The organism is Neisseria sp. 83E34, assembly GCF_001308015.1.
Classification (GTDB): Bacteria; Pseudomonadota; Gammaproteobacteria; order Burkholderiales; family Neisseriaceae; genus Neisseria.
The window spans coordinates 132,116-155,233 of the sequence record NZ_LGYH01000005.1 but is presented as its reverse complement, the minus strand read 5'-3'; the positions used below and the strand labels follow the sequence as shown (position 1 = coordinate 155,233).

The window sequence follows — 23,118 nt, the reverse complement described above, 5'->3', positions numbered from 1 at the left end:
AGCGAAACTTCTTAGAAGCCAAAACTTTCAGACAGGCATTGTTTATCTATTCAGCTTAAAAACTGTGCAGCTCCTTTATTAGCCAGTTCATCGGCACGTTCGTTTTCAGGATGCCCTGCATGGCCTTTAATCCATTGCCATGCTACTTCATGCCCGCTGATCAGTAAATCAAGCTCGCGCCATAAATCTTCGTTTTTAACCGGTTTTTTGGCAGAAGTTTTCCAGCCGTTTTTTTTCCAGCCGTGTATCCAGTTTTCCATGCCGTTTTTGACATATTGCGAATCAGTGCAGATGACCACACGGCAACGTCGTTTGAGGGTTTTAAGCCCTTCGATAACGGCGGTAAGCTCCATACGGTTGTTAGTGGTTTCAGCTGCGCCGCCAAACAGTTCTTTTTCGTGACTGCCGTAGCGTAATAATACGCCCCAGCCGCCTGCGCCGGGGTTGCCTTTGCAAGCGCCGTCTGTATAAAGATATACGGTTTTATCCATGGTGTGCTTTGGGTTATTCTGCGATAGGTTCTACCGTGTAACCGTGTCGGCGAAGTTGGAGAATCAAGCCGCTGTCGTCGACCAGATGCGCTGCACCCACGGCAACCAGAGTTTTTTGATTGGGCAATACCTGTAAGAGTTTAGGTATCCATTTTTGGTTGCGGGAAACAAGCAAATCCTGCTCCAGCCAGCCCTGCCAAAAGCGAATGCTTTCTTTGGGGAAATCGGGAATATGGTTGTAGCGGTTGTAATCGGCGTTGAAACGGAATAATTCGGCATAGTTTTTATCGTAATATAAGCCGGACATTTTGATTAGTATGTCGTGGCTTTCTTTTTTATAGCGCTCCGAAAAATCCATTTGCTCGATGATGCGGGACAAGGGCAATTTTTTGAAATGATAGGGAAGCTCCGTGTAGCGCTCCAAGCTGTCACGTTTGATGTTGTGGCGGATTGCGGCTTGACTCAGCAGATAGTCCACGCCGTATTCGGATTCATAGCCTTGGGGGCGGATATTCATATCCATCATCATGGCGGCCCACGGCTCGGCTCGTTCGATATTTTGGGTGAACGCGCTGAGTTTGGGCGCGCTGTTTAAGCGCTGTGTCAGCAGTTGAACGCGGTGGTTGCCGATTTTTTGGCTGAGTGTGTTGCCGCTGAAGTCAAACATTTGCTTCTGCATGGCTTGGATGTCTTTGGTGAGCGTCCGATTGGGTTTGATGGGGACGATCACTTCGGAAATGAATAAATCGCTTTGTTTGACGATATTGTCGAGTTTGGGCGGCAGTGTGCCGTGTTGGGCTGTGCCGATATGGAATGTGCCGACCAGATAGGAATCAGGTTGTCCGGTTTTACTGATTTTCCATAAGCGGCTGGTTATTTCGGGCGTGTACCAGTTGAAAGCCGAAGCTAACGCGCTACCGGCCAGTAAGGTGCAGAGAAGAGTGAGCTTTTTAAACATGTTCGTAATGCCTGTCTGAAAATTAGGGAAGCAGTTTTCCTGGGTTAAGGATGTTGTGAGGGTCAAGCTGAGCCTTTATAGCACGCATCAAATCAATTTCAGCCTTAGAGCGTACTTGTGGCAGCCATTGGTTTTTCACTTGGCCGATGCCGTGTTCTGCAGCAATGGTTCCTTCTAAATCAATAACATGATTGTAAACGATGGTATTAATGGCATCTTCGTATCGATACACTTCGTTACTTAAAACCTGCGGCAGGAAGGTATTGTAATGTAGGCTGCCGTCGCCCAGATGGCCGAATACGACGATTTGGATTTCGGGGTAAGCCGCTTTTAAAGCTGCAGCGCAACGTTCGATAAATTCGGCGGTATGTTTAATCGGCAGAGCAATATCGTGTTTGATGTTGGCACCGAGCCTGCGTTGGGAAGCGGAAATATTTTCACGCAAAATCCATAAATCCATACGCTCTGCTTCGGAATGCGCCAATACGGCATTCTCAAAGCCTTGTTCATAAAGAAATTCGGCCAGGATGTCGTCCAAATTCTGATGGGGTAGAGAATCGGCCAATTCAATTAACACATGCCAAGGCGCTTGGGTGGGCGGGCTGAGTTTGCTGAATTCTGAAGACAATGTTAATGCAAAATTGCTGATGAGCTCATAGCTGATTAAGCGTTCGGCAAAGCTGGCTTGTACAAGAGACAGAAGACGTACGGCGGATTTTATATCAGGTATGCCCACCCAAGCAGTGGATCTGCTCTGATGGCGGGCAAACAGCTTAAGCGTGGCGCCTGTAATAATGCCTAATGTGCCTTCGCTGCCGATAAATAAATGGCGCAAATCATAGCCGGTGGTATTTTTGTGCAAAGGGGTAAGATGCTCAATGAGTTCACCAGCAGGTAGTACAACTTCCAAACCGATAACCAGATCGCGCATCGCGCCGTAACGTAAAACATTCAGCCCGCCCGCATTGCAGGCAATGTTGCCGCCGATTTGGCAGGAGCCTTCACTGGCCAAGCTCAACGGGAAAAGCCGACCTGCTTTTTCGGCGGTTTCTTGTACGGTTTTCAGGATGCAGCCCGCATCAACGGTTATGCTGTTGTCGGCAAGGTTGATATCGCGGATGCGGTTAAGTTTGCTTAAATTCAAAAGTACACCGCCATTTGGAACCGCTGCGCCGCATAATCCGGTATTACCGCCTTGCGGGGTAACGGGAATTTTGTGTTCAAAACAAAAGCGCATGATTTTTTGCACGTTTTCAATGCTTTTAGGTTGCAGTACGATATCGGCCGAACCGGTGTAGCGGCTACGCTGGTCTGTGAGCAGGGGAATGGGGTCGGTTACTATTTCAGATGCGTCCAGCAGGTTTTTAAGGCTAGAGAAAGGGTTGCTGACGGGCATGGAGTGTGTTCTGTGGGATAAAACCGTCATATTAATAGATAGAGGGTTGAAAGCTCAAGTTTTTTAGACAGACATTTGAATGGCTAAGAGCTTGATGTCCTACAGTTTTGCTTTACCGCTTAGGTAGTATTCAGTTTTCGGCTTTATAAATTGGATGCCTGTCTGAAAACAAAAACGGAATGCTTTTTAAAGCATTCCGTTTTTGTTTATTCTTAAAAACTTAAAGAATAATATGCACTTGCTTATTTAGTAGCTGAAGCAACAGAAGCAGCAGCGGCTTCAACTTTAGAAGCGGCAGCATCGGCAACAGCTTCAACTTTAGAAGCGGCAGCATCAGCAGCAGCTTCAACTTTAGAAGCGGCAGCATCAGCAGTAGAAGCAGCAGAAGCAGCAGTGGTTTCAGCTGTAGAAGCGGCAGAAGCAGCGGCAGTTTCAGCTACGGAAGCGGCAGAAGCAGCAGCTTCACTAGCAGCTTGGGTAGCCGGTTTGTTAGTGTCGCAGGCAGCCAAAGCCAAAGACATCAGGGCAGCAGCAAACAAAGTTTTTTTCATTTTAATGTACCTTCTCTTATTTGATCAATTAAGGGAGTTAAAACCATCAAAAGGTTAAACATATTAAATGCCTAACTAAATTTGATTACAAATTCATTACTGAATTTTCCGTAATTATGCACGAGCGCTGATTGCAATGCAATCAGTTCAAGTAAACGTGCTTAATTTTGGATTATGGCAGATTAGTCAGTAATAAGGCCTCAAGAGTTCCCTGTTTAAGTGAAATAATTTCATATTTACAGAATTGATATTTTTTTATCGATTAATTTCAATAGTTTATTTTGTTGTGATGAAGTGTAAAATTATGCTGTCATGAAATAAAACAGCAGTCTTTGCATAGATTGTGTTGTTGATTGGCAACAGCAGTTTATAGCATAACAAACACAATAATAAAACACAATAATATAGGAATATTATGGCTATTTAATAGCATCTTGTTTTTTACTGCTAAGCAGCCCTTAATTATGGTTGAATCTTCATTTGGATACTGATACGGAATATAACAAATTACTGAAAAAGCTTTGCTTTATATGACATCGTGTTTATTGGTTGGGGTGTGTTACAATGCGTGCTCAAACCTAAATTAATACCGAGGGAATATATACAGATGAGTATTGTAAAAGACACTGTGGTAACGCTGCATTATGAGATGTTTGATGCCAATGATCAATTAATTGATAAAACCGAAGAGCCGATTGCTTATTTGCACGGTGGATATGATGGTATTTTCCCTTTGGTGGAAGAAGCGCTGCACGAGAAAAAAGTAGGTGATACGGTAGATGTGGTCATGCAGCCGGATGAGGCGTTTGGCGAGCAAGATGCTCAATTGGTTCGTATTGAGCATGCCGATGTGCTTCCTACTAAACCTGAAGTAGGCATGATGTTTGAAGCGGATGATCCGGAATTTGGTGTGATTGTGTTCCGTGTAACAGATGTGGCAGACGGTAAAGTGGTGATGGATGGAAACCATCCTTTGGCCGGTATGAAAATCCGCTTTAAAGCCACGGTTGAGGATGTTCGCCCGGCTACTGCCGAAGAAATCGAACACGGTCATGTGCATGGCGAACACGGCCATCATCATTAATTGTTAAACCGTTTAATGTCAGCGCGTTCGAATGCTTTTTGATTAAACGGATATTTAAGTTTGAACAATGCCTGTCTGAAAGTTTTCAGACAGGCATTGTTTGTTGTGCGGTCAATAAAAAGCCTGCCAAATCCATAGGCATTTGGCAGGTAATAGTTAGGAGTTAAGGTATTTCGGGTAGAAACCGTTTGAAACTTTATGCGGGATCAAACGCGGCCTGATAAATGCCGATGATTTGTTGCTTGTCGGCTTGAATCGGATTGGTTAAGCCGCACACGTCTTTTAATGCGTTGTCGGCCAATACATCGAAGTCTTCCTCTTTCACACCCAATTCTTTTAGTGATTTAGGAATACCTACAATGTGCGCCAGTTTGGTGATGGCGTCGATTACATCCAAGCCGGAAAGATCTTTGTTGTTTTTGCACAAGATTTCGCCGATCTCATCCAAACGCTCTTTGGCGGCTTGTTGGTTGAAGCGCTCCACATGCGGCAGCAGCAGGGCGTTACAAACGCCGTGAGGTAAGTCGTAGAAACCGCCCAACTGGTGAGCCATGGCGTGTACATAACCTAATGAAGCGTTGTTAAACGCCATGCCGGCCAAGAATTGCGCATAAGCCATTTGTTCGCGCGCTTCTTTGTTTTTCGGCTCGTGTACTGCGGTGGGCAGGTAGCGGGCAATCAGCTCGATGGCTTTCACCGCGCAGGCATCGGTGATGGGGGAAGCGCCGGTTGAAACGTAGGCTTCTACGGCGTGGGTTAATGCGTCCATACCTGTGGCGGCGGTTAGCGGCGCAGGCATGTTTTCCATTAAAGAAGGATCGTTTACCGATAGCAGGGGTGTAACGTTTTTATCAACGATGGCCATTTTCACATGGCGCGATTCGTCGGTAATGACGGCAAAGCGGGTCATCTCGGATGCTGTGCCGGCGGTCGTGTTGATGGAAATCAGGGGTAACTGGGGTTTTTTGGCTTTATTCAGGCCTTCGTAATCTTCGATTTTGCCGCCGTTTGCCGCTACGATTGCAACCGCTTTGGCACAGTCGTGTGACGAACCGCCGCCCAAAGAAACGATAAACTCGGCACCTGAATTTTTCAGCTGCTCCAAACCGGCGTTTACATTGGATACGGTTGGGTTGGGTTGGGCTTTGTCGAATACGGCATAGTCGATGCCTTTGCCTTTCAACAGGCTGCCGATTTGCTCTGCAACGCCGAGCTTGCTCAAGCCGGAATCGGTAATAATCAGGGCTTTTTTCAAACCGAGAGCAGCAATAACGTCCATTGCTTCCGCTAAGGCGTTGGCGCCCAAAATGTTTTGTACGGGCATGAAGAATTGTGTTGCCATTGTTTTGCTCCTTGTGTAGTTTTTATAAATTAATCTGTTTAATAATCAATGCGTTTCTATAGCTTACTGTTTTGCATTGATGTGCTCAAGGTGCCACAAGGAGATGCAATCTGCAAGCCGATTCCTCGGATAAGGGGTAAATTCGCAATTTATTTATTTTAAATAAGCGATTGAACGCATTTTTATATCAAAATTTTATTATTCGAAAGATGTTATTTCTTGGGGGTAGATAATCAAAAATAATTGTTTATTAAAGTGAAAATTATTAGTGGTTACACTGTTTGGCTCCACACTTTTTCAGGCAGGCAATAAAGAAATCAGCCAATCGATATCGCTTTCCTGCATATCGGCGGTTAGCGAAAAGCGCAGGCGGGCGGTGTTGGGCGGAACGGTGGGCGGGCGGATGGGTAAAACGTAGCAGCCTTGTTGTTGCAGCTGTGCCGCCAGTTGTTCGGCTTTTCGATTGCTGCCGACTATATAGGGCACAACATTGCTTTGGCTGGGCATGGGCAGGCCGCGTTGCCGGACGGCGGTTCTTAATTTGGTTGAGATGTGGTTGAGGTGTAAGCGTTTTGCTTGCCACAAAGGGAATTTTTGAAACACGAAATCCGACCATGCTGCGTTTATCGGTGGCAGGGCGGTGCTGAAAATCAGCGGGCGCATGGTGTTGATGAGGTAGGTTTTCAAAGTATTGTTGCAAATGGCATAAGCGCCGATTGAGGCGGCGGCTTTGCCGAAAGTGCCGACTAAAATATCAATGCTTTTCAGACAGGCATCGTGTTCCGCCAACCCTAAGCCGCTTGTGCCGTACACACCCACGGCATGAGCTTCATCTAAATAAATCAATATATTATTGTATTGGTTTTTAAGGCGGACGAGTTCGGCGAGTGGGGCGAAATCGCCATCCATGCTGAAAATGCTTTCGGTTACGACGATGATATGGCGGTATTCGGCGGCATGCTCGTTAAGCAGGCGGGCGAGTTGGACGGTGTCGTTATGACGGAAGCGTTTGTAGGGTGCGCCGGATAAGCGGGTGCCGTCTATCAGGCTGGCGTGTACCAGTTTGTCGGCCAGAATCAATGTGTGTTTGTCGGCGATGGCGGGCAGGATGCCGATATTGGCGTGGTAGCCGCTGTTGAAGAGCAGGGCGGGGCGGCCGTAGGCTTGTTGAAGCGTGGCTTCGAGCGCTTCGTGATATTCGGAATTACCGGTGAGCAGGCGGGATGAGGTGCTGCCGAATGCAGGCAAATGCCTGTCTGAAAAACGATTGAGGAACTCGGTTTGTAATTCGGCGGATCGGCTTAAACCGAGATAATCGTTGCTGCTGCAATTGAGGCGGCACTCGGGAATGCGGGAAAGGCGGCGCAGTTGGTTTTGCGCCGCCAATTGTTCGAGCCGGCTTTGGAAATATTGCATGCTACACCCCGTATTCTTGCTGCAATGATTTGAGCAAGCCCTCTGCCAAGCGGGCAAGCTCTTCTTGGCTGATGGTAAAAGGCGGCATGATGTAAACCAGTTTGCCAAACGGCCGTACCCACACGCCGTTGGCAACGAAGCGGGGCTGTAAAGTGTGCATCTTTACCGGTTCGTTTAGTTCAATCACACCGATGGCGCCCAGCACGCGCACGTCGTTCACCATAGGCCAGTGTGCCGCAGGCGCGAGCAAGGTTTTCAGACAGGCCTCGATGGCGTTGACTCGGTTTTGCCAACCGCTTTCGATTAGCAGGTCTATGCTTTCGGCGGCAATGGCGCAGGCCAGTGGGTTGGCCATAAAGGTGGGGCCGTGCATCAGACAGGATGAGGCGCTTCGGCTGATGGTGTGTGCCACTTGTTTGGTAGTAACGGTGGCGGACAGCGTGAGATAACCACCGGTCAGCCCTTTGCCGAGCGTGATGATGTCGGGTGTGGTGGCAGCGTGTTCAAGGGCAAACAGCTTGCCGGTACGGCCGAAGCCGGTAGCGATTTCGTCGAATATCAGCAACACGCCGTGTTCGTCGCACAGGAGGCGGGCTTGGCGCAGATATTCGGGATGATAGAAATACATACCGCCGGCGCCTTGCACGATGGGCTCTAAAATCAGCGCGGCGATGGTGTCGGCATGTTCGGTCAGCAGGTTGCGCAAAGGCGTCATGCTTTTGGGCTGCCAGGGTTGGTGAAAACGTGCGGCGGGTTGGGGCAGGAAATATTGCACGGGCAGGCTGCTGCCAAACAGGCCGTGCATGCCGGTAACGGGGTCGCACACCGACATGGCGTGCCAAGTATCGCCGTGGTAGCCGGAGCGGACGGCGGCGAAGCGGCGCTTTTCAGACAGGCCTTTTGCCTGCTGATATTGCAATGCCATTTTCATGGCCACTTCTACGGCGACGGAGCCGCTGTCGGCAAAGAAAATAGTGTTCAGACTTTCCGGCAGCAGGGTAACGAGTTTCTCTGCCAAACGTGTGGCAGGTTCGTGAGTCAGCCCGCCAAACATCACATGCGACATTTTTTCCAGCTGCGCCTGCGCGGCGGCGTTCAGGCGGGGGTGGTTGTAGCCGTGGATGACGGCCCACCATGATGACATGCCGTCTATCAACTGCGTGCCGTCGGTCAGCGTGAGCGTGCAGCCTTGCGCGTGTGAAACGGGATACACGGGCAGGGTGTTGGGCATGGCTGCGTAGGGGTGCCAAATGTGTTCGCGGTCGATGTGGAGCAGATGTTCGGGAGTCATAAAAGTCAGGTTTATATAGCAAATGCCTGTCTGAAAAATGTTCAGACAGGCATTGGTGTTTCAGAAGGTTAACGGCGTAATACTGCTTTTGCCAGATAGGATTTGATGCCGCCGGAAATGGCATCGGCGCACTTTTCGCGGAAATTGTTGCCCGCCAGCATACGCTCTTCGGTCGGGTTGGAGATAAACGCGGTTTCCACCAGAATCGATGGAATATCCGGCGCGCGCAACACAGCGAAGTTGGCGCGGTCGACATGGCCTTTGTGCAGTTTGTTATGCTTGCCCAGCTCGCCCAGTACGCCCTCGCCTAGGATGAGGCTGTCTTTGTTGGTTACGGTTTGGGTCATGTCGAGAATGGTGTTGTCGACGTGGCGGTTGCCTGCGGAGCGTACACCGCCGATTAAGTCGGCATTGTTCTGTGTTTGAGCGAGGAACTTGGCCGCCGCGCTGGTGGCGCCTTTGGTACTGAGCGCATACACACCTGTGCCGCGTGCGCTGGGGCTGGTGAAAGCGTCGGCGTGAATGGAAACGAATACGTCGGCTTTCAATTTGCGCGCTTTGGCCACACGCACGCCCAACGGTATGAATACATCTTCGTTACGCGTGAGGTAAGTTTTATAGCCCATTGAATCCAATCGTTTTTTAGCCATGCGTGCAATGGCGAGCACCACGTCTTTCTCACGCAGGCCGCTCGGGCCGATTGCGCCCGGATCCTCACCGCCATGCCCGGGATCAAGCACCACAATGGCTTGGCGCTTCCTGCCTCTGGATGGTGCGGAAGGTTCGTAATCGGCGGTGTCGGGCTGCTGCACGGGCGGCGTTCCGCTGCCGGTACCTTGGTTGGTGATTTTGCCTTGCGAATAGTCTTCCAAAAGCGCCATCAAAGGGTCGCGTGCATCAGGTGCGACGGTCGGGTAGAGGTCGACCACCAGGCGGTGTTTGAAATTGGCGACCGGATTCAGGCCGAATACCTGCGGGTTGACCGCTGTTTTCAAATCAATTACCACGCGCACTACGTTAGACGAGTTCTGCCCCGCGCGGATGCCGGAAATATACGGGTCGTTGCTTTGGACTTTGCTGCCCAGCCCTTGCAACGCGCTGTTGAGCGTAACGCCGCTGATGTCGATAACCAGGCGGCGCGGGTTATCCAGCGTGAAGAATTTGTATTCGAGCCGCTGGCTGGCTTCGATGGTGAGGCGGGTATAGGCGCTGGCAGGCCAAATGCGCACGGCAATAAATTGCGGTGCGGCCTTTTTGCCCAAGGCAATAGGCGACACACTTAAAAGCAGGCTGGCTGCTGCGCCTCGGACGATTTGGCGGCGGGTTAATTTTTTTTCCATGTTTCCAAACTTTGCCGGCCGGCAGCGGTGTGGGCGGTTAGCGTGCACAATCTGCCGGTTTCCTGATGCTCGATATTTACGGTAATGTCGGCCGCGGGCACCAGTGCACCGCCTTGTTGCGGCCATTCGATCAGGCACACGCTGTCGGTGCCGAAAAGCTCGTCCAGCCCGGCGTCTTCCCATTCTTCGGGTGAGGCAAAGCGGTAGAGGTCGAAATGGTGCAGGGTGAATTTATCCAGCGGATAAGATTCGACTAAGGCGTATGTGGGGCTTTTTACCGTGCCGGTATAGCCTGTGCCGCGCAAAAGGCCGCGTGTGAATGTAGTTTTCCCTGCCCCCAAACTGCCTTGAAGATAAACCACCAAAGGCGCCGTTAACGCCGGGGCGAATGCGGCGCCCAGTGCGGCGGTAGCCGCTTCATCGGGCAGAAAAACGGTGTGTGGTTGGGAAAACGCCATATGTAATAGGTTGAAACTTTATAAAATGCTAATTATGCGTGAATTGGCACGCTTTGCAAACCCTTGCCGATTGCTAAATTTGATTAAAATTGCGTCGGCGAATCGGTGTACAATAGCAGCTTTCCGATTAACCGTTTGTCTTGCTGCTGAAAAGTTAAGAGCGAATTTATGAACACAATCAACCAGCGTCCTATCGGTGTATTTGATTCCGGCGTGGGCGGGCTTACCGTAGTGCGCGCGCTGATGGAGCGTTTGCCGATGGAAAATATTGTTTATTTCGGCGACACCGCGCGCGTGCCGTATGGCGTGAAATCGCGTGCCACGATTGAAACGTTTACGGCGCAGATTGTCGATTTTCTGCTGCAAAACGAAGTGAAGGCGCTGGTGATTGCGTGCAACACCATTGCTGCGGTGGCAGGCCAGCGTGTGCGCCAGATGGCAGGCAATATGCCGGTGCTGGATGTGATTACCGCCGGCGCGGAAGCGGCGCTTGCGGTTACGAAAACCAACCGTATCGGCGTGATTGCCACCAACACCACGGTCAACAGCAATGCCTATGCCCGCGCCATTCATTTGCACAATCCGCAAACGCGCGTGCAGTCGCAGGCCTGCCCTTTGTTTGTGCCGCTGGTGGAAGAAGGCTGGCTCGATCATGAGGTAACCCGCCTCACGGCACGCGAATATCTGAAACCGCTCTTGGCGGAAGACATTGATACGCTGGTGTTGGGCTGTACGCATTATCCGCTGCTCAAGCCGCTTTTGCGCGAGGAAGCGCCGGGCATCACGCTGGTGGATTCGGCTTTAACCACTGCCGAAGCGACCGCGCAGGCGTTGGCGCAGAACGGTTTGCTCAATGATAATGGCGGTATGCAGGCAGATTACCGTTTTTATGTGAGCGATATTCCTTTACGTTTCCAAACAATCGGGGAGCGTTTTTTGGGTAGAAGCTTAGAACAATTGGAGATGGTAAGCTTGGGATAAGCTGTTGTTTCTACAATAATGCCTGTCTGAAATTATTCAGACAGGCATTATTGTTTGGGTATGGCTTGGGAAATGTAAAAACCGTTTAAATCTGAAAAAACAGGAACTTTTTACTCTGAATACATTCTTATCTTGCAAATAGCATAAGTTTTATGTTGTTTTATCAAAAAATGTGAATTGTAACTTTAATAGAGAAGGAAGAACTTATGAAAAAATATGTTGCTATCGTTGCTGCTGCTTTAGTGTCTGGTGTGGTTTTGGCTGCTCCTAAAGGCGATGTACCTGTAAAAGTAGGTTCTGCCAGCGCTCCTGTTGACGCTGCCAGCGCGCCTGTAGATGCTGCTAGCGCACCTGCTACCCTGAAGAAAAAATAAGCAGCCGCAAGGATTTGCTGAATCCGGATTCTTTTGAGAATCCGGTTTTTTATTGCGCTGCGGCGAAGGAACTGTTTTGAATTGATTCGCCGAAGCAGTAATAATGCCTGTCTGAAAGCCGTTTCAGACGGGCATTATTCGGTTAAAATGTGCTTATCCTGTTTCTTTATGAAAGCCAAGTGCCATGTATTCATTTTTGCGACCGTTTCTGTTTCAAACCGATGCCGAAAAAGCCCACCATTTTACGCTGGCCGCATTGGACAAGGCCTACCGTCTCGGTATACTCGGCAAAACCGACAATCAAACCAACCCCACCCGGCTTATGGGTTTGAGCCTGCCCAATCCCGTCGGTTTGGCGGCCGGTTTGGATAAAAACGGCGAACACATTGACGCGTTGGCCGCATTAGGTTTCGGTTTTATCGAAATCGGCACGGTTACGCCCAAACCGCAAGAAGGCAACCCCAAGCCGCGCCTGTTCCGTGTGCCGGAGCATATGGCAATAATCAACCGCATGGGTTTCAACAATCACGGCATCGACGCGATGATACGCAATATTCAACGCAGCAAATTTCAAGGAATCTTAGGTATCAATATCGGCAAAAATGCCGTTACCCCGATTGAACAGGCCGCCGATGACTATTTAATCTGCCTGGAAAAAGCCTATCCGCATGCAAGCTATATCACCGTAAACATATCCTCGCCTAACACAAAAAACCTGCGCGCGCTGCAGGGAGGCGACGAATTAAGTGCGCTGCTCGAAGCTTTGAAAAACAAGCAGGCCAATCTGGCCGCGCAGCACAGCAAATATGTACCGCTGGCCGTGAAAATCGCGCCTGATTTGGATGACGCACAAATCGCCGACATTGTCCATGTGGTAAAACAAGTGGAAATGGACGGCATCATCGCCACCAATACCACCATAGACAAAACCATTCTGGGCAACCACAAACAGGCAAACGAAGCCGGCGGCTTGAGCGGCCGGCCGGTTCGGGAAAAAAGCAATGCCGTGTTGAAAGAATTGGTGGCACAGATTGACGGCAAACTGCCGGTGATCGGCGTGGGCGGCATTATGCAGGGCGGCGATGCGGCGGAGAAAATGCGGTTGGGTGCTGCCGCAGTACAAGTGTATAGCGGCTTGGTTTACCGCGGGTCGGAACTGGTGAAAGAGTGCTTACGGGCTTGCCGTTAAAGCATTTGGGAGATGAATAACGATGCCTGTCTGAAAACGAGCGACGCGGGTTTCTGCGAAGCCAAAACTGTTTTCAGACAGGTATTGATTAGATTTCAAGCAATTAACCAACTACAGCTTCTAACGAAGTTTTCTCCTCATCATATTTAAAGCTGAATACAGACATAGAATTCGTCATATTGTTTCCGGTACTGAGATACTTATCAAACTCGGGCGCGAACACCGACTCATCTTTAAATTCAAATAATTCAATCTGATGATTAATGTCTGAAAAGAAATCTTTAACAGTAATTGAATCCCCTTCGTTATAACCGAATAGAATTAAGTCATTGCCGTCTTTACGATATTGAGTTTCATCAAGATTAATATCCGTTAATATCATTTCATCTTTTGATTTGTCCTTGCCTTCATAAATCACATCATGTCCATGCCCTTTGGCAAATACATAAATATCTCCGTCTTCTCCTCCTTCTAAATAATCATCACCTGTTCCGCCAATCAATTTATCTACGCTCAACTTACCGTAAAGCTTATCATTTCCCGCACCGCCTTCTAATATATCTGCTGTTGTGGTTCCCGTAACCGTATCATCTCCATCACCTGCATCAACGATACCTTTCCCGAGCCAGCGGGTTGGGCTGAAGCTGATAGAATCATCACCGTCAGTACCTTCCAATTTCACACCTTCATAACTTCTTATCAGATCAAAGAAAACCACTTCTTGATCTTTGAATTTAAACCTTTCAATTTCATAAGACATATTCACGAAAAAGTCTTTAAGTGTGATGGAGTCGTTTTCATTGTAACCGAACAGGATTAAATCTTTATTATTTTTGGAAAACCTCACTTCTTGTAAAGTAACATCATTTAACTGGATCATATCCCCGTCCGGTTTACCGCAAACAACGTCTTTACCGTGCCCCTTTTCAAATACATAAGTGTCGGCACCGTTGCCTCCTTCCAAATAATCATTACCGGCTCCACCGACAAGCGTATCATCTCCTCCGTTTCCATAGAGGGTATCATCGCCGGCACCGCCGTCTAAAAAGTCAGTTGCATCAGCTGTTGAAACAAAATCATTACCCTCTCCGGCATCAACCGAAGTTTGATAAGAGAATGTTGTATGGTACCAATGATACATACTCATCGAATCATCACCATTGGTACCTTCTAATTTGATTCCTTCTTGAGAAAATTCTGCAAGGGTTACGAGCTTATCCTCAAACTGAAATGCTTCAATTTGATGTTTGCTGGCTGGGAAAAAGTCTTTAATTGTAATGGAATCGCCCTCGTGATAGCCAGATAAAATTAAGTTGTTTTCTTTTACGGTAAACTTAGTTTCCGCCAACATAATATTATTTAAACGGATCGTATCGATTGAGTAGCCATTGCCGTCGTCTTCATAAATCACATCATGACCGTGCCCTTTGGCAAATTCATAAATATCGGCTTCACGTCCTCCTTCCAAGTAGTCGTTACCCGCTCCGCCGATCAATACGTCGTTACCGCCTCCGGCGCTTAAGGTGTCGTTGCCTTCTCCGCCGTCTAAAATATCATCTGCATTATATGTTGAGATACTGTCGTTGCCTTTACCGGCATAAATAATGCTTTTACCACTCCATGAGCTGATTGTTTCATTACTGTCCGTACCGGTGAAAGTCATGCCGTTTTTGCGGAGCTCCTCCAATGTAACGGATTGGTCTTTAAACTCAAACCGCTCGATTTCATAAGAACCGCCGCTGAAGAAATTTTCAACCGTTACCGAATCGGTACCGTTGTAACCCGATAAAATCAGATTGGCTCCGTCTTTGCGGAATTTGGTTTCTGCTACGGTGATGTCGCTTAAGCGGATGGTGTCTTCCTTACCGTCAGAACTACTATCATAAATCACGTCCTGACCGTTGCCTTTGGCAAATACATAGGTGTCTGCTCCGCTGCCGCCTTCCATATAATCGTTGTCCGTTCCACCGAACAGTGTATCCGCACCGCCATAACCGTAAAGTTTGTCGTTACCCGAGCCGCCGTCTAAGATATCAATACTACTTTGCCCGCTAAGCGAATCATCACCTGCTCCGCCCGACAAGTAATTAAATGATTTTTTACTGCTCAAAGAATCATTCTGTTCAGTGCCTTTTTGGATGTCCAAAGCATCTTTGCCCAAAGCTTCTGCATATTTTTCCCAATGGCCTGCTTCGGATGCTTTGAAAACATACTCCGCAAACAATCCCGACAATCCGCCTAAATCTGCGCCTGGTTTGCCGTAGGCAATAAATTCGCCCAAATCCACAAATGCTTTTTGCGGGTCTTTGGCGTGTACTTCGTTGAATTTAGCCAAAACCTTAGAATAATCCAGTTTGAATTCGTTGTTTTCAATAGTAAAACTGATTTCTTCCAAATAAGGTTTCAAACGGGTTTGGAACAACAGTCCTTTATACACGCCTTCGGCAAGCTGGTTGTAGCTTAAGGTTGAGGTGTGGTGGAAATTGGCGATTTCCTGATTTGAGGTTACATAAATGGTGTTGGACTTGCGGCCGGTAAAAGAATCCAGCGCAGCAATTTTGGCGAGGGCGGAATCAATCAGGTCGAGGTATTCTTTTGGCGGATCCAATAAAATGCCGCTAACCGTCATATTGCCATTACCAGTATCACCGGCACGAACAATAGCCCTACCTTCATTGGCAGTTTGAATATAAGGTGCCGAAAACTGCACACCCTGCCCGTAAAGCGGATCGGTTTTTGCCCATTTGTCGATCAAGCCGTCGATCATGGCTTTTTGCGCTTCTTTGGTTTCGGCTGCCGAATAGGCTTTTAGATCGGCGGCCAATTCTTCGGATAACACTGCTGCTTCACGCAAATCGCGCACCCTGCCCATACCGCGCAAATTGGCGGCTTTGGCTTGCTCTTCGGTCATTTCCACCGTATCGGTGAAGCGGCTGTAGATCGGATCGTCGGCCAAAAGCAGATCGCCCATTTTTTGGGTTTTGCCGTCTAAGGTGGTATAGCTGCCTTAGCGTGCCAAGCGGTTACCGTTTCCCAGATTTTTGTTAGCATTTTGATGCGCCACATTTAAGGACTGTACATTCACATCCTGCAAAGCAAACAGTTCGTCTTTTTGGCTGGCGCCGTCTTGGTTCAAATCGCGCCATACGCGCAGTTTGGCGAAGTTTTCGTCTTTGGCATCCACCACACCATCGCCGTTGCTGTCGAATTCGGCCAGAGCGGCAAAGCCTGTTGGTGCGTTGCTGCCGTCTTTCAGTGTGTAGTTGTCGCCGAAGAGTTCGTTGCCGTTGTTGATGATGCCGTCTTCATTGCGGTCGATAACCAAAAAACCGTCGTCGGCAGCCACCCAGCCGGTGGCGGTTTGAATGCCGTCTTTATCATGGTCGAAAAGCGCGCCTTTATAGGCATTGGTGCTGACGGTTTCTATGCCGTCACCATCGAGGTCAAGTGTTAGCGGATCTGGACGTAAGACATGGAATTTACCGCTACGGTTGGCATCTTGCCATTCTTTCCAGTCTTCAGGGGTGCACCAGTGTTTTTCTTTTGTTCCCCAGTCTGAAGCCCAATCAAGAATTTTAGGCAACAGTTTTTGTTCCATCGCCTCTCGTAGCTCTGCCCATCCTTTATCAATTTCTTCAAAAAATTCTCTAGCTTTCTCTTTCCAAGTATTCGGATCAAGAGCTTTATCTAGTGTTTTAGAAATATCTAATAATGTGGGCAATATAGCCTCTCCTCCTTTATCTAATAAATCTTTACCTCCTTTATCTATATCTCTAACAATATCCTTCACATCATTAAACGATTTCTCAAATTCAGATTTAACATTATCTTTTAAGATGTCGCCTGTTTTTTTTAATGTTTCAGTGCTAGCGTCCAAATCCGTAATTTTAGGTAGCCCTGTCCTATCATGGGGATCCCATACAGCTAAATCAGCCTTAGTTTTATTTAAAGCTAATGCGCTGGCGGCATAGGCTGAAGCTAATTTGCTATTAGCATTCCCCACTGTTTCCAAAGCTTTACCCGCTGCTTTATTCCTTGAACCGATGGCATCTCCCGCATATTGCGCAGCATTGCCTAGCAAACTTCCCAAAGCTGCTTGGGTTGCCATCACGTCAGACACTTTAATCCCTTGGTTGTTTGCAGTTTTATCAGCTAGTGATGTGAAAGATCCTGCAACGGCCAACCATGAAAATACTATGGCTGTTGTTTTGCTATGAGCAGTTGATGCCATACCTCCTAATGCTGCGACACCTCCTGGAATATCTCCATATTTAAAACTATCTTTTAATGCTATACCATTAACAACTATATCAAGTTTATTTTGCATACCCATAGCTTTTCCTAACTTTATAAAATAAAAAATTCTAATTTTTATATATTCATTAATAAAAACATAATTCCTACAACAGACATACAAAGAATTTCTAATATATAACAAACAGCAGCTATTATTGCTTTCACATTCCCTTTTTTGCTCTCTTCTTTTACCATATCCCAAATATCAAAACTTGAATCGGATTCGAAATTCAATTCCGCCTTAAGTTCTTTTGTTAATTTTCTATATAAAAAGTTAGAAATAATATATACAAAAATGGTTATGGTTAACATAATTCTAAAAACTCAATTAAAAACTATGAAATTATTATGTTTTTACTGAAATACTATAATAAAAACTACTAGACTAGCCATGATTTTTTATAATCAATCAAAAACCAAAATAACACCCAATTAAATTAATTTCAAATATTTTCAAGTGTTTAATAACATTGGTTATTTTATTTAAATTAGATTAATTTAATACAGTTGAAATTTATTGTTTAGACTGACTAAAATTGAAAATGCTTGTCTGAAAAAACTCTATGGAAATCTTTTCAGACAAGCATTTACTTCTTCGGAAAACGAAAAGCCGCCTAAGTTTCAATCAGGCGGCTTGGTTTAATATTGCTTATTGAATATGGCAAGATGCAATGCCTGTCTGAAAAAATCCCGTGGAAATCTTTTCAGACAGGTATTTTTGTTTTGTTACGCAGTTTAACCTCCCATCGTCGCAACCAACACGGCTTTGATGGTGTGCATGCGGTTTTCGGCTTGGTCGAATACGATGCTGGCTTCGCTTTCAAACACGCTTTCGGTCACTTCCACGCCGTTGAGGCCGAAGTTTTGGTAGATCCATTCGCCTACGGTGGTTTCACGGTTGTGGAAGGCGGGCAGGCAGTGCATGAATTTGACTTTTGGGTTGCTAGAAGCGGCCATTAGCTCGGGAGTGACGCGGAACGGGTTGAGCAGGGTGATGCGTTCTTTCCATGCTTCTTCAGGCTCGCCCATGGATACCCAAACATCGGTGTGAATGTAGTCAACGGCTTTTACGGCTTCTTCGGCGTGTTCGGTAAGCAATACGCGTGCGCCGCTTTGTTGGGCTAATTCGTGTGCTTTGTTAATGAGTTCTTCGGCCGGCCAAAGGTGTTTAGGGGCGCCGATTCGCACGTCCATGCCGAGCAGGGCACCGGTAAGCAGTAGGGAATTGCCCATATTGGAGCGGGCATCGCCCACATAGGCGTAGGCGATTTGGTTGAGCGGTTTGTCGCTGTGTTCGCGCATGGTAAGGGCGTCGGCCAGCATTTGGGTGGGGTGGAATTCGTCGGTTAGGCCGTTGAACACGGGCACGCCGGCATATTGTGCCAATTCTTCTACGATGGTTTGGCCGAAGCCGCGGTATTCGATGCCGTCGTACATGCGGCCGAGCACGCGGGCGGTGTCTTTCATGCTTTCTTTGTGGCCGATCTGGGAGCCGCTGGGGCCGAGATAGGTAACTTGGGCGCCTTGATCGTGGGCGGCCACTTCAAAGGCGCAGCGCGTGCGGGTGCTGGTTTTTTCAAAAATCAAAGCGATGTTTTTGCCTTGTAGCTGTCGGGTTTCGCAGCCTGCTTTTTTGTCGGCTTTGAGTTTGGCGGATAAATCAAGCAGGTAGTTGATTTCTTCGCGGTTGAAATCAAGGAGTTTGAGAAAATGGCGGTTTTTTAGGTTGATGCTCATAGAATCTCGCTTTGATATTTTTATTGGTTGGAACGGTTGTATTTATATGATGAAGTGTAACTTATTTTGTTGCCGGGCTAAAAGGTTTTAGCTTCTTGGCCCCTTTGTTGCTTGTTTTCAGACAGGCATTTGTTTTGTGGGTGTTTATGTTGTTTCTGCGGCTTGCCGTTTGATGGGGAAACGGTTTGAGTGCTTTAGAGTCTGTTAAAGCGCGTTTTTTTCCGGCAGCCACACAGGTTCTGTATGTAGGGTTACGTCGAATTTATCGGATACGGTTTGCCGGACATACAGTGCGAGTTGGCGCACATCTTCTGCCGATGCGTGATTTTTGTTAACCAAAACCAAGGCTTGCTTATCGTGCACGGCCGCGCCGCCTATGGTGTGGCCTTTTAAGCCGCATTGGTCTATCAGCCAGCCAGCCGCGAGTTTGACCGAGCCGTCGGCCTGCGGGTAGGCGGGCATATTGGGATATTGTTCAGCGAGTTTGGCTGCCTGTTCGGAGGATACAACGGGGTTTTTGAAGAAGCTGCCCGTGTTGCCCAACACTTTCGGGTCGGGTAATTTGGCCGAACGGATGGTGCACACTGCTCGGGAAACGTCTATGGCTTCGGGGGCGCGGCTGCCGCAGGTTTCATCCAACACTGCGGCCAAATCGCCGTAGCGTATATTGGGTGAGAATTCGGTTTTTAATGCGAACACCACGGAAACAATCACATAGCGTCCTTTGCCTGCCTGCTTGAACAGGCTTTCCCGGTAGCTGAAGCGGCAGGCGGCGTTATCCAGCTCGATAAATTGCTGAGTGTCTAAATCAAAGCAGCGCACCGATTGGATAACGTCTTTCACCTCTACGCCGTATGCGCCGATATTCTGTACGGGCGATGCGCCGACTGTGCCGGGAATCAGGCTCAGGTTTTCCAAGCCGCTCAAGCCCATGTTGATTGTGTGTAATACAAAATCGTGCCATACCTCGCCTGCTTGTGCTTCGATATAGGCCAAGCCATTTTCACGCTTGATTTCGCGTATGCCGGTGTTGGCCATTTTAACGACCAAACCGGGATAGTCTTCTGTGAGTAAAATGTTGCTGCCGCCGCCTAGCCACAATACGGTGTCTCGCTTAAATTCGGGCAGGAGGCATAATTCGGGTAAGTCTTGTGCGTCGGTTAATTCGATAAAATGGTGCGCCCGGGCGGGCAGGCCGAAAGTGTTGAAGGGTTGCAGATCAATGTTGTGCTCAATATTCATGCGCGGCTCCGTTGCGCCATTTGACGGCTGTGTTTTTCCAAAAGCCACACCAATACAAAAGCCGCTACGCTGAGCGAGAGTACCAATGCGGTCCAGTATCCGTAGATGCCCATGCCGGCGGCATCGGCCAAAATATAACCGGGCAGCAGCCCTAACCCCCAGAAAGCGATGGCATGTACGACCATGGGCGCTTTGGTAACTTTATAGCCGCGTAAGGCATAAGAAGCGATACATTGTGTGAAGTCAACCAGCTGGAAAACGGCGGCAAACAGCAGCACTTGCGTGGCAATCGCTAACACGCCGGCATCGTCGGTATACATGGCTGCCAGAGGGTGGCGCAGCAAGGTCAGCAGAAGCAGCGTGCATACGGCCAAAACCGCGCCCAATACCATAGATACACCTGAGATATAGCGGGCACGCTGTTTTTGCAATTTTCCCAAAGTATAACCCACGCGCACCGTTGCTGCGGCGCCGACGGCCTGCGGAATCATGTAAATCACGCTGGTTAGGCTGATAACTACTTGCTGCGCTGCGACATAGTCTTCACCGAATTTGGCAATTAAAAATACGATAAACGAAAACAAGCTTACTTCCAGAAAGAAAGACAAGCCAATCGGCCAGCCCAATTTCCAGATTTGTTTCAAGGCCGCCCAATCCGGCCGGGAAAAGCCGTCGCTTAATCCGAACGGTTTGAAATAAGCGTTTTTTTTCACATACAACCACAAGGCGATTGCGTTGAACCAAAACACCAGAGCCGAAGCCAAGCCGCAGCCTGCGCCGCCAAGCTCGGGCATGCCGAATTTGCCGTACACAAACATATAATTGAGCGGGATATTCAGAAACAATGCCGCCCAACTAACCCACATAATCGGCTTGGGGCGGTTCAGGCTGGAGGCGTAAGCGTGCAGCGAGCGGTGTAGCATAGCAGCGGGCATGGCGAGCGCTACGAAAAAAAGATATTGCGCCAACATGGTTTCCACATTGTCCGATAAAGTCAGATACCACATGAATGGCTTGATAACAGCCAGTAACAGTACCATGCCGGCCAAACCGAGAAGCAGTCCGAACCACAGGCCCTGCCTGCCGGTTTCGCCTACTTCGGCATGTTTTCCTGCGCCGAACAGCTGGGAGAGAATGGGATTGAGCGCGTTCATCACGCCCATAAAGGTAATGAATACGGTAACAAAGGCCGAGCTGCCCAACGCCACGGCGGCCAAGTCGTCTTTACCCGCGGAGCCCGCCATAACCGTGTCGACAAAGCCCACACCTACCGCAGCAATTTGCGCCAGCATCATGGGTAATGCCAGCGCAATCAGTGATTTTGTTTCTTTTCTGAAAACCGCCGGAGAGTGGCGGTTGATGTCCAACAACATAAAAACTCCGCTTCAAAACTTTTCAGACAGGCATCAATGCCTGTCTGAAAAGTTTTAAGTGTGCCTATCTGGTAATCACCAGCATATACAGCATTTCGTCTACAAATAACTGGGCGATTTCTTTGTCTTCAAAATAATTGAGCGGCAGCTCCCATCTGACCGGCCGGTCATCCTCGCCTTTAAGCTCTACCACCAGCTTGCCTATGGTATGGTAGTATTTCGGGTGCTCAACATAAGCATCGAGAATGCTTTTCCACGGCATATCTTGCTGCACATAACACCGCTCGTCATCATCTTCTTTATAGTCGTAAATCGCTGCGTTATATGCGTCATAATAGAGCCAGCGTATGCCGATTTCGTCCATCATTACCAAAAGGCGCAGACTGTCGGCTTTGGCGCGGTGTTTGCGTGCGGAACGCCAAGTAATATAGGAAAAATATAATAAAACTGTGAGCAGGGCAAACAGCATGTATTTCTGCGTGTGGCCGCCGCCTGCGAGAAGGTTTAGTCCGATCAGCACCCACATCAGGCCAAACCCCGCCATAACCATGCTGGACACAATCACAGCAGTGTTTTGGCGGTGGGTAAGCGGGTAAATTTTCGGCGACATAAAACAGTAAATAATAAAAACGCACCATCTTACCTGATAACAGTGCGTTAAGTGAAATTTTTGATAAAAGGCTTGGCTGTCGAACAGCCGTTTGGCGATAATGCCTGTCTGAAGCCATAGGCTGTTTCAGACAGGCATTATAAACAGTTTTGCATGACGGTAACGAATTAAATGATGCGCCGGATTTGATTAAACTCAAAAGCCGCTACAATAAGGGCCTGTATCCCGAAGCAGCATCCAACCAAATATATCACCAACCAAACCATGAGCGACCATATCACCCTTTTATCCCTTTTTATCATCGGCTTTTTCGGCGGCGGGCATTGTGTGGGCATGTGCGGCTCGCTGTCTTCGGCGTTTGCGCTTCAGTTGCCGCCGCATATCAACCGCTTTTGGCTGATTGTGTTGCTTAATCTCGGGCGGATAAGCAGCTACACCTTGATCGGTATACTGGTAGGTGCGCTCGGCCAAGTCGGTGCTTCGCTCGACCAAACACGAGTGTTGCAAAACGGTTTGCTGATAGCGGCTAATGTTTTACTGTTGTTTTTAGGGCTTTATCTGGCGGGGCTTTCCGGTGCCGTGCGGAAAGTTGAAAATTTAGGCCGCCCCATCTGGCGGCGCTTGAATCCGGTTTTGAATCAATTATTGCCCATTAAAAGTGTTCCGGCCTGTTTCGGCGTGGGGCTTTTGTGGGGCTGGCTGCCTTGCGGTTTGGTTTACAGTGCCTCGCTTTATGCTTTGGGCAGCGGCAGTGCGGCCAAAGGCGGGCTGTATATGCTGGCGTTTGCGCTTGGCACCCTGCCGAACCTGCTGGCTATGGGCTGGTTTGCCGCACAATTGAAAGATTTGTTGCAAAAGCGCAGCATCCGTCTGATAACCGGCCTGTTGGTTGCCGCTTGGGCGGCTTGGCAATTGGTGAAGTTTTTTATGCCTGTCTGAAAAACCGTTTTAGCTTTGCAGAAAACCTGCGTTGCCCGTTTTCAGACAGG

General features: G+C 48.4%; 21 protein-coding genes. 5 read left to right on the top strand and 16 right to left on the bottom strand.

Features of this window, described 5'->3' with window-relative positions; translation table 11 throughout:
• Positions 1–50 precede the first annotated feature (50 nt).
• The 4 genes from rnhA to AKG09_RS06630 all read right to left on the bottom strand — a co-directional run bounded on the left by rnhA (position 51) and on the right by AKG09_RS06630 (position 3,396).
• Positions 51–491, bottom strand: a complete 441-nt coding sequence (rnhA, locus tag AKG09_RS06645) for a ribonuclease HI (RefSeq protein ID WP_054618670.1) — start codon at positions 489–491, stop codon at positions 51–53.
• Positions 492–504: 13 nt separating this feature from the next.
• Positions 505–1,449, bottom strand: coding sequence for a TraB/GumN family protein (locus AKG09_RS06640; protein ID WP_054618669.1), 945 nt, complete (start codon positions 1,447–1,449; stop codon positions 505–507).
• Between the two features lie 22 nt (positions 1,450–1,471).
• Entirely contained in the window at positions 1,472–2,845 is a 1,374-nt protein-coding gene (locus AKG09_RS06635; protein WP_054618668.1) for an FAD-binding oxidoreductase, read from the bottom strand.
• 242 nt (positions 2,846–3,087) lie between these two features.
• Positions 3,088–3,396: a hypothetical protein gene (locus AKG09_RS06630; protein ID WP_054618667.1), complete on the bottom strand. Its 309-nt coding sequence runs from the start codon at positions 3,394–3,396 to the stop codon at positions 3,088–3,090.
• Positions 3,397–4,003: 607 nt separating this feature from the next.
• Here AKG09_RS06630 and AKG09_RS06625 point away from each other — a divergent pair.
• Positions 4,004–4,480 carry a peptidylprolyl isomerase gene (locus tag AKG09_RS06625; RefSeq protein WP_054618666.1) on the top strand — a complete coding sequence of 159 codons (477 nt, stop codon included), beginning with the start codon at positions 4,004–4,006 and terminating at the stop codon, positions 4,478–4,480.
• A gap of 196 nt (positions 4,481–4,676) precedes the next feature.
• On the opposite strand, the gene AKG09_RS06620 is transcribed toward AKG09_RS06625, so the two are convergent.
• The 5 genes from AKG09_RS06620 to tsaE all read right to left on the bottom strand — a co-directional run bounded on the left by AKG09_RS06620 (position 4,677) and on the right by tsaE (position 10,327).
• Positions 4,677–5,822 (bottom strand): iron-containing alcohol dehydrogenase, encoded by a 1,146-nt coding sequence (locus AKG09_RS06620; RefSeq protein ID WP_054618665.1) that lies wholly within the window; start codon positions 5,820–5,822, stop codon positions 4,677–4,679.
• A gap of 297 nt (positions 5,823–6,119) precedes the next feature.
• Complete coding sequence (locus tag AKG09_RS06615) at positions 6,120–7,238, bottom strand: 8-amino-7-oxononanoate synthase (protein ID WP_054618664.1); 1,119 nt, start codon at positions 7,236–7,238, stop codon at positions 6,120–6,122.
• Between the two features lies 1 nt (position 7,239).
• Positions 7,240–8,529: an adenosylmethionine--8-amino-7-oxononanoate transaminase gene (gene bioA, locus AKG09_RS06610; protein WP_054618663.1), complete on the bottom strand. Its 1,290-nt coding sequence runs from the start codon at positions 8,527–8,529 to the stop codon at positions 7,240–7,242.
• A 68-nt stretch (positions 8,530–8,597) separates the two neighbouring features.
• Positions 8,598–9,869, bottom strand: a complete 1,272-nt coding sequence (locus AKG09_RS06605) for an N-acetylmuramoyl-L-alanine amidase (protein WP_054618662.1) — start codon at positions 9,867–9,869, stop codon at positions 8,598–8,600.
• A complete protein-coding gene (tsaE, locus tag AKG09_RS06600) occupies positions 9,854–10,327 on the bottom strand; it encodes a tRNA (adenosine(37)-N6)-threonylcarbamoyltransferase complex ATPase subunit type 1 TsaE (RefSeq protein WP_054618661.1) in 474 nt (157 codons plus the stop codon). The genes AKG09_RS06605 and tsaE overlap by 16 nt, the downstream gene beginning before the upstream one ends.
• 168 nt (positions 10,328–10,495) lie before the next feature.
• Between tsaE and murI the strand changes: the two genes are divergently transcribed.
• The 3 genes from murI to AKG09_RS06590 all read left to right on the top strand — a co-directional run bounded on the left by murI (position 10,496) and on the right by AKG09_RS06590 (position 12,871).
• A complete protein-coding gene (gene murI / locus AKG09_RS06595; protein ID WP_054618660.1) occupies positions 10,496–11,308 on the top strand; it encodes a glutamate racemase in 813 nt (270 codons plus the stop codon).
• A gap of 206 nt (positions 11,309–11,514) precedes the next feature.
• Complete coding sequence (locus AKG09_RS11900; protein WP_156320810.1) at positions 11,515–11,682, top strand: hypothetical protein; 168 nt, start codon at positions 11,515–11,517, stop codon at positions 11,680–11,682.
• A gap of 184 nt (positions 11,683–11,866) precedes the next feature.
• Positions 11,867–12,871, top strand: a complete 1,005-nt coding sequence (locus AKG09_RS06590; RefSeq protein ID WP_054618659.1) for a quinone-dependent dihydroorotate dehydrogenase — start codon at positions 11,867–11,869, stop codon at positions 12,869–12,871.
• Between the two features lie 103 nt (positions 12,872–12,974).
• Here the strand turns inward: AKG09_RS06590 and AKG09_RS06585 are convergent, their stop codons facing one another.
• From AKG09_RS06585 to AKG09_RS06555, 7 genes are all read right to left on the bottom strand, one after another.
• Positions 12,975–15,842: a calcium-binding protein gene (locus AKG09_RS06585; protein ID WP_054618658.1), complete on the bottom strand. Its 2,868-nt coding sequence runs from the start codon at positions 15,840–15,842 to the stop codon at positions 12,975–12,977.
• Between the two features lie 36 nt (positions 15,843–15,878).
• Entirely contained in the window at positions 15,879–17,102 is a 1,224-nt protein-coding gene (locus tag AKG09_RS06580; RefSeq protein WP_054618657.1) for a hypothetical protein, read from the bottom strand.
• Positions 17,103–17,242: 140 nt separating this feature from the next.
• Entirely contained in the window at positions 17,243–17,479 is a 237-nt protein-coding gene (locus AKG09_RS06575; protein WP_054618656.1) for a hypothetical protein, read from the bottom strand.
• Positions 17,480–17,902: 423 nt separating this feature from the next.
• The gene (locus AKG09_RS06570) at positions 17,903–18,898 is read right to left on the bottom strand and encodes an ornithine carbamoyltransferase (protein WP_054618744.1); all 996 of its coding nucleotides are present in this window, start codon (positions 18,896–18,898) and stop codon (positions 17,903–17,905) included.
• A gap of 210 nt (positions 18,899–19,108) precedes the next feature.
• Positions 19,109–20,146, bottom strand: a complete 1,038-nt coding sequence (gene murB, locus AKG09_RS06565; protein WP_054618655.1) for a UDP-N-acetylmuramate dehydrogenase — start codon at positions 20,144–20,146, stop codon at positions 19,109–19,111.
• Positions 20,143–21,519 (bottom strand): MATE family efflux transporter, encoded by a 1,377-nt coding sequence (locus AKG09_RS06560; protein WP_054618654.1) that lies wholly within the window; start codon positions 21,517–21,519, stop codon positions 20,143–20,145. The genes murB and AKG09_RS06560 overlap by 4 nt, the downstream gene beginning before the upstream one ends.
• Before the next feature lie 64 nt (positions 21,520–21,583).
• A complete protein-coding gene (locus AKG09_RS06555; protein WP_054618653.1) occupies positions 21,584–22,129 on the bottom strand; it encodes a hypothetical protein in 546 nt (181 codons plus the stop codon).
• 264 nt (positions 22,130–22,393) lie between these two features.
• On the opposite strand from AKG09_RS06555, the gene AKG09_RS06550 reads away from it, so the two are divergent.
• Entirely contained in the window at positions 22,394–23,068 is a 675-nt protein-coding gene (locus tag AKG09_RS06550; RefSeq protein WP_054618652.1) for a sulfite exporter TauE/SafE family protein, read from the top strand.
• Positions 23,069–23,118: the final 50 nt, after the last annotated feature.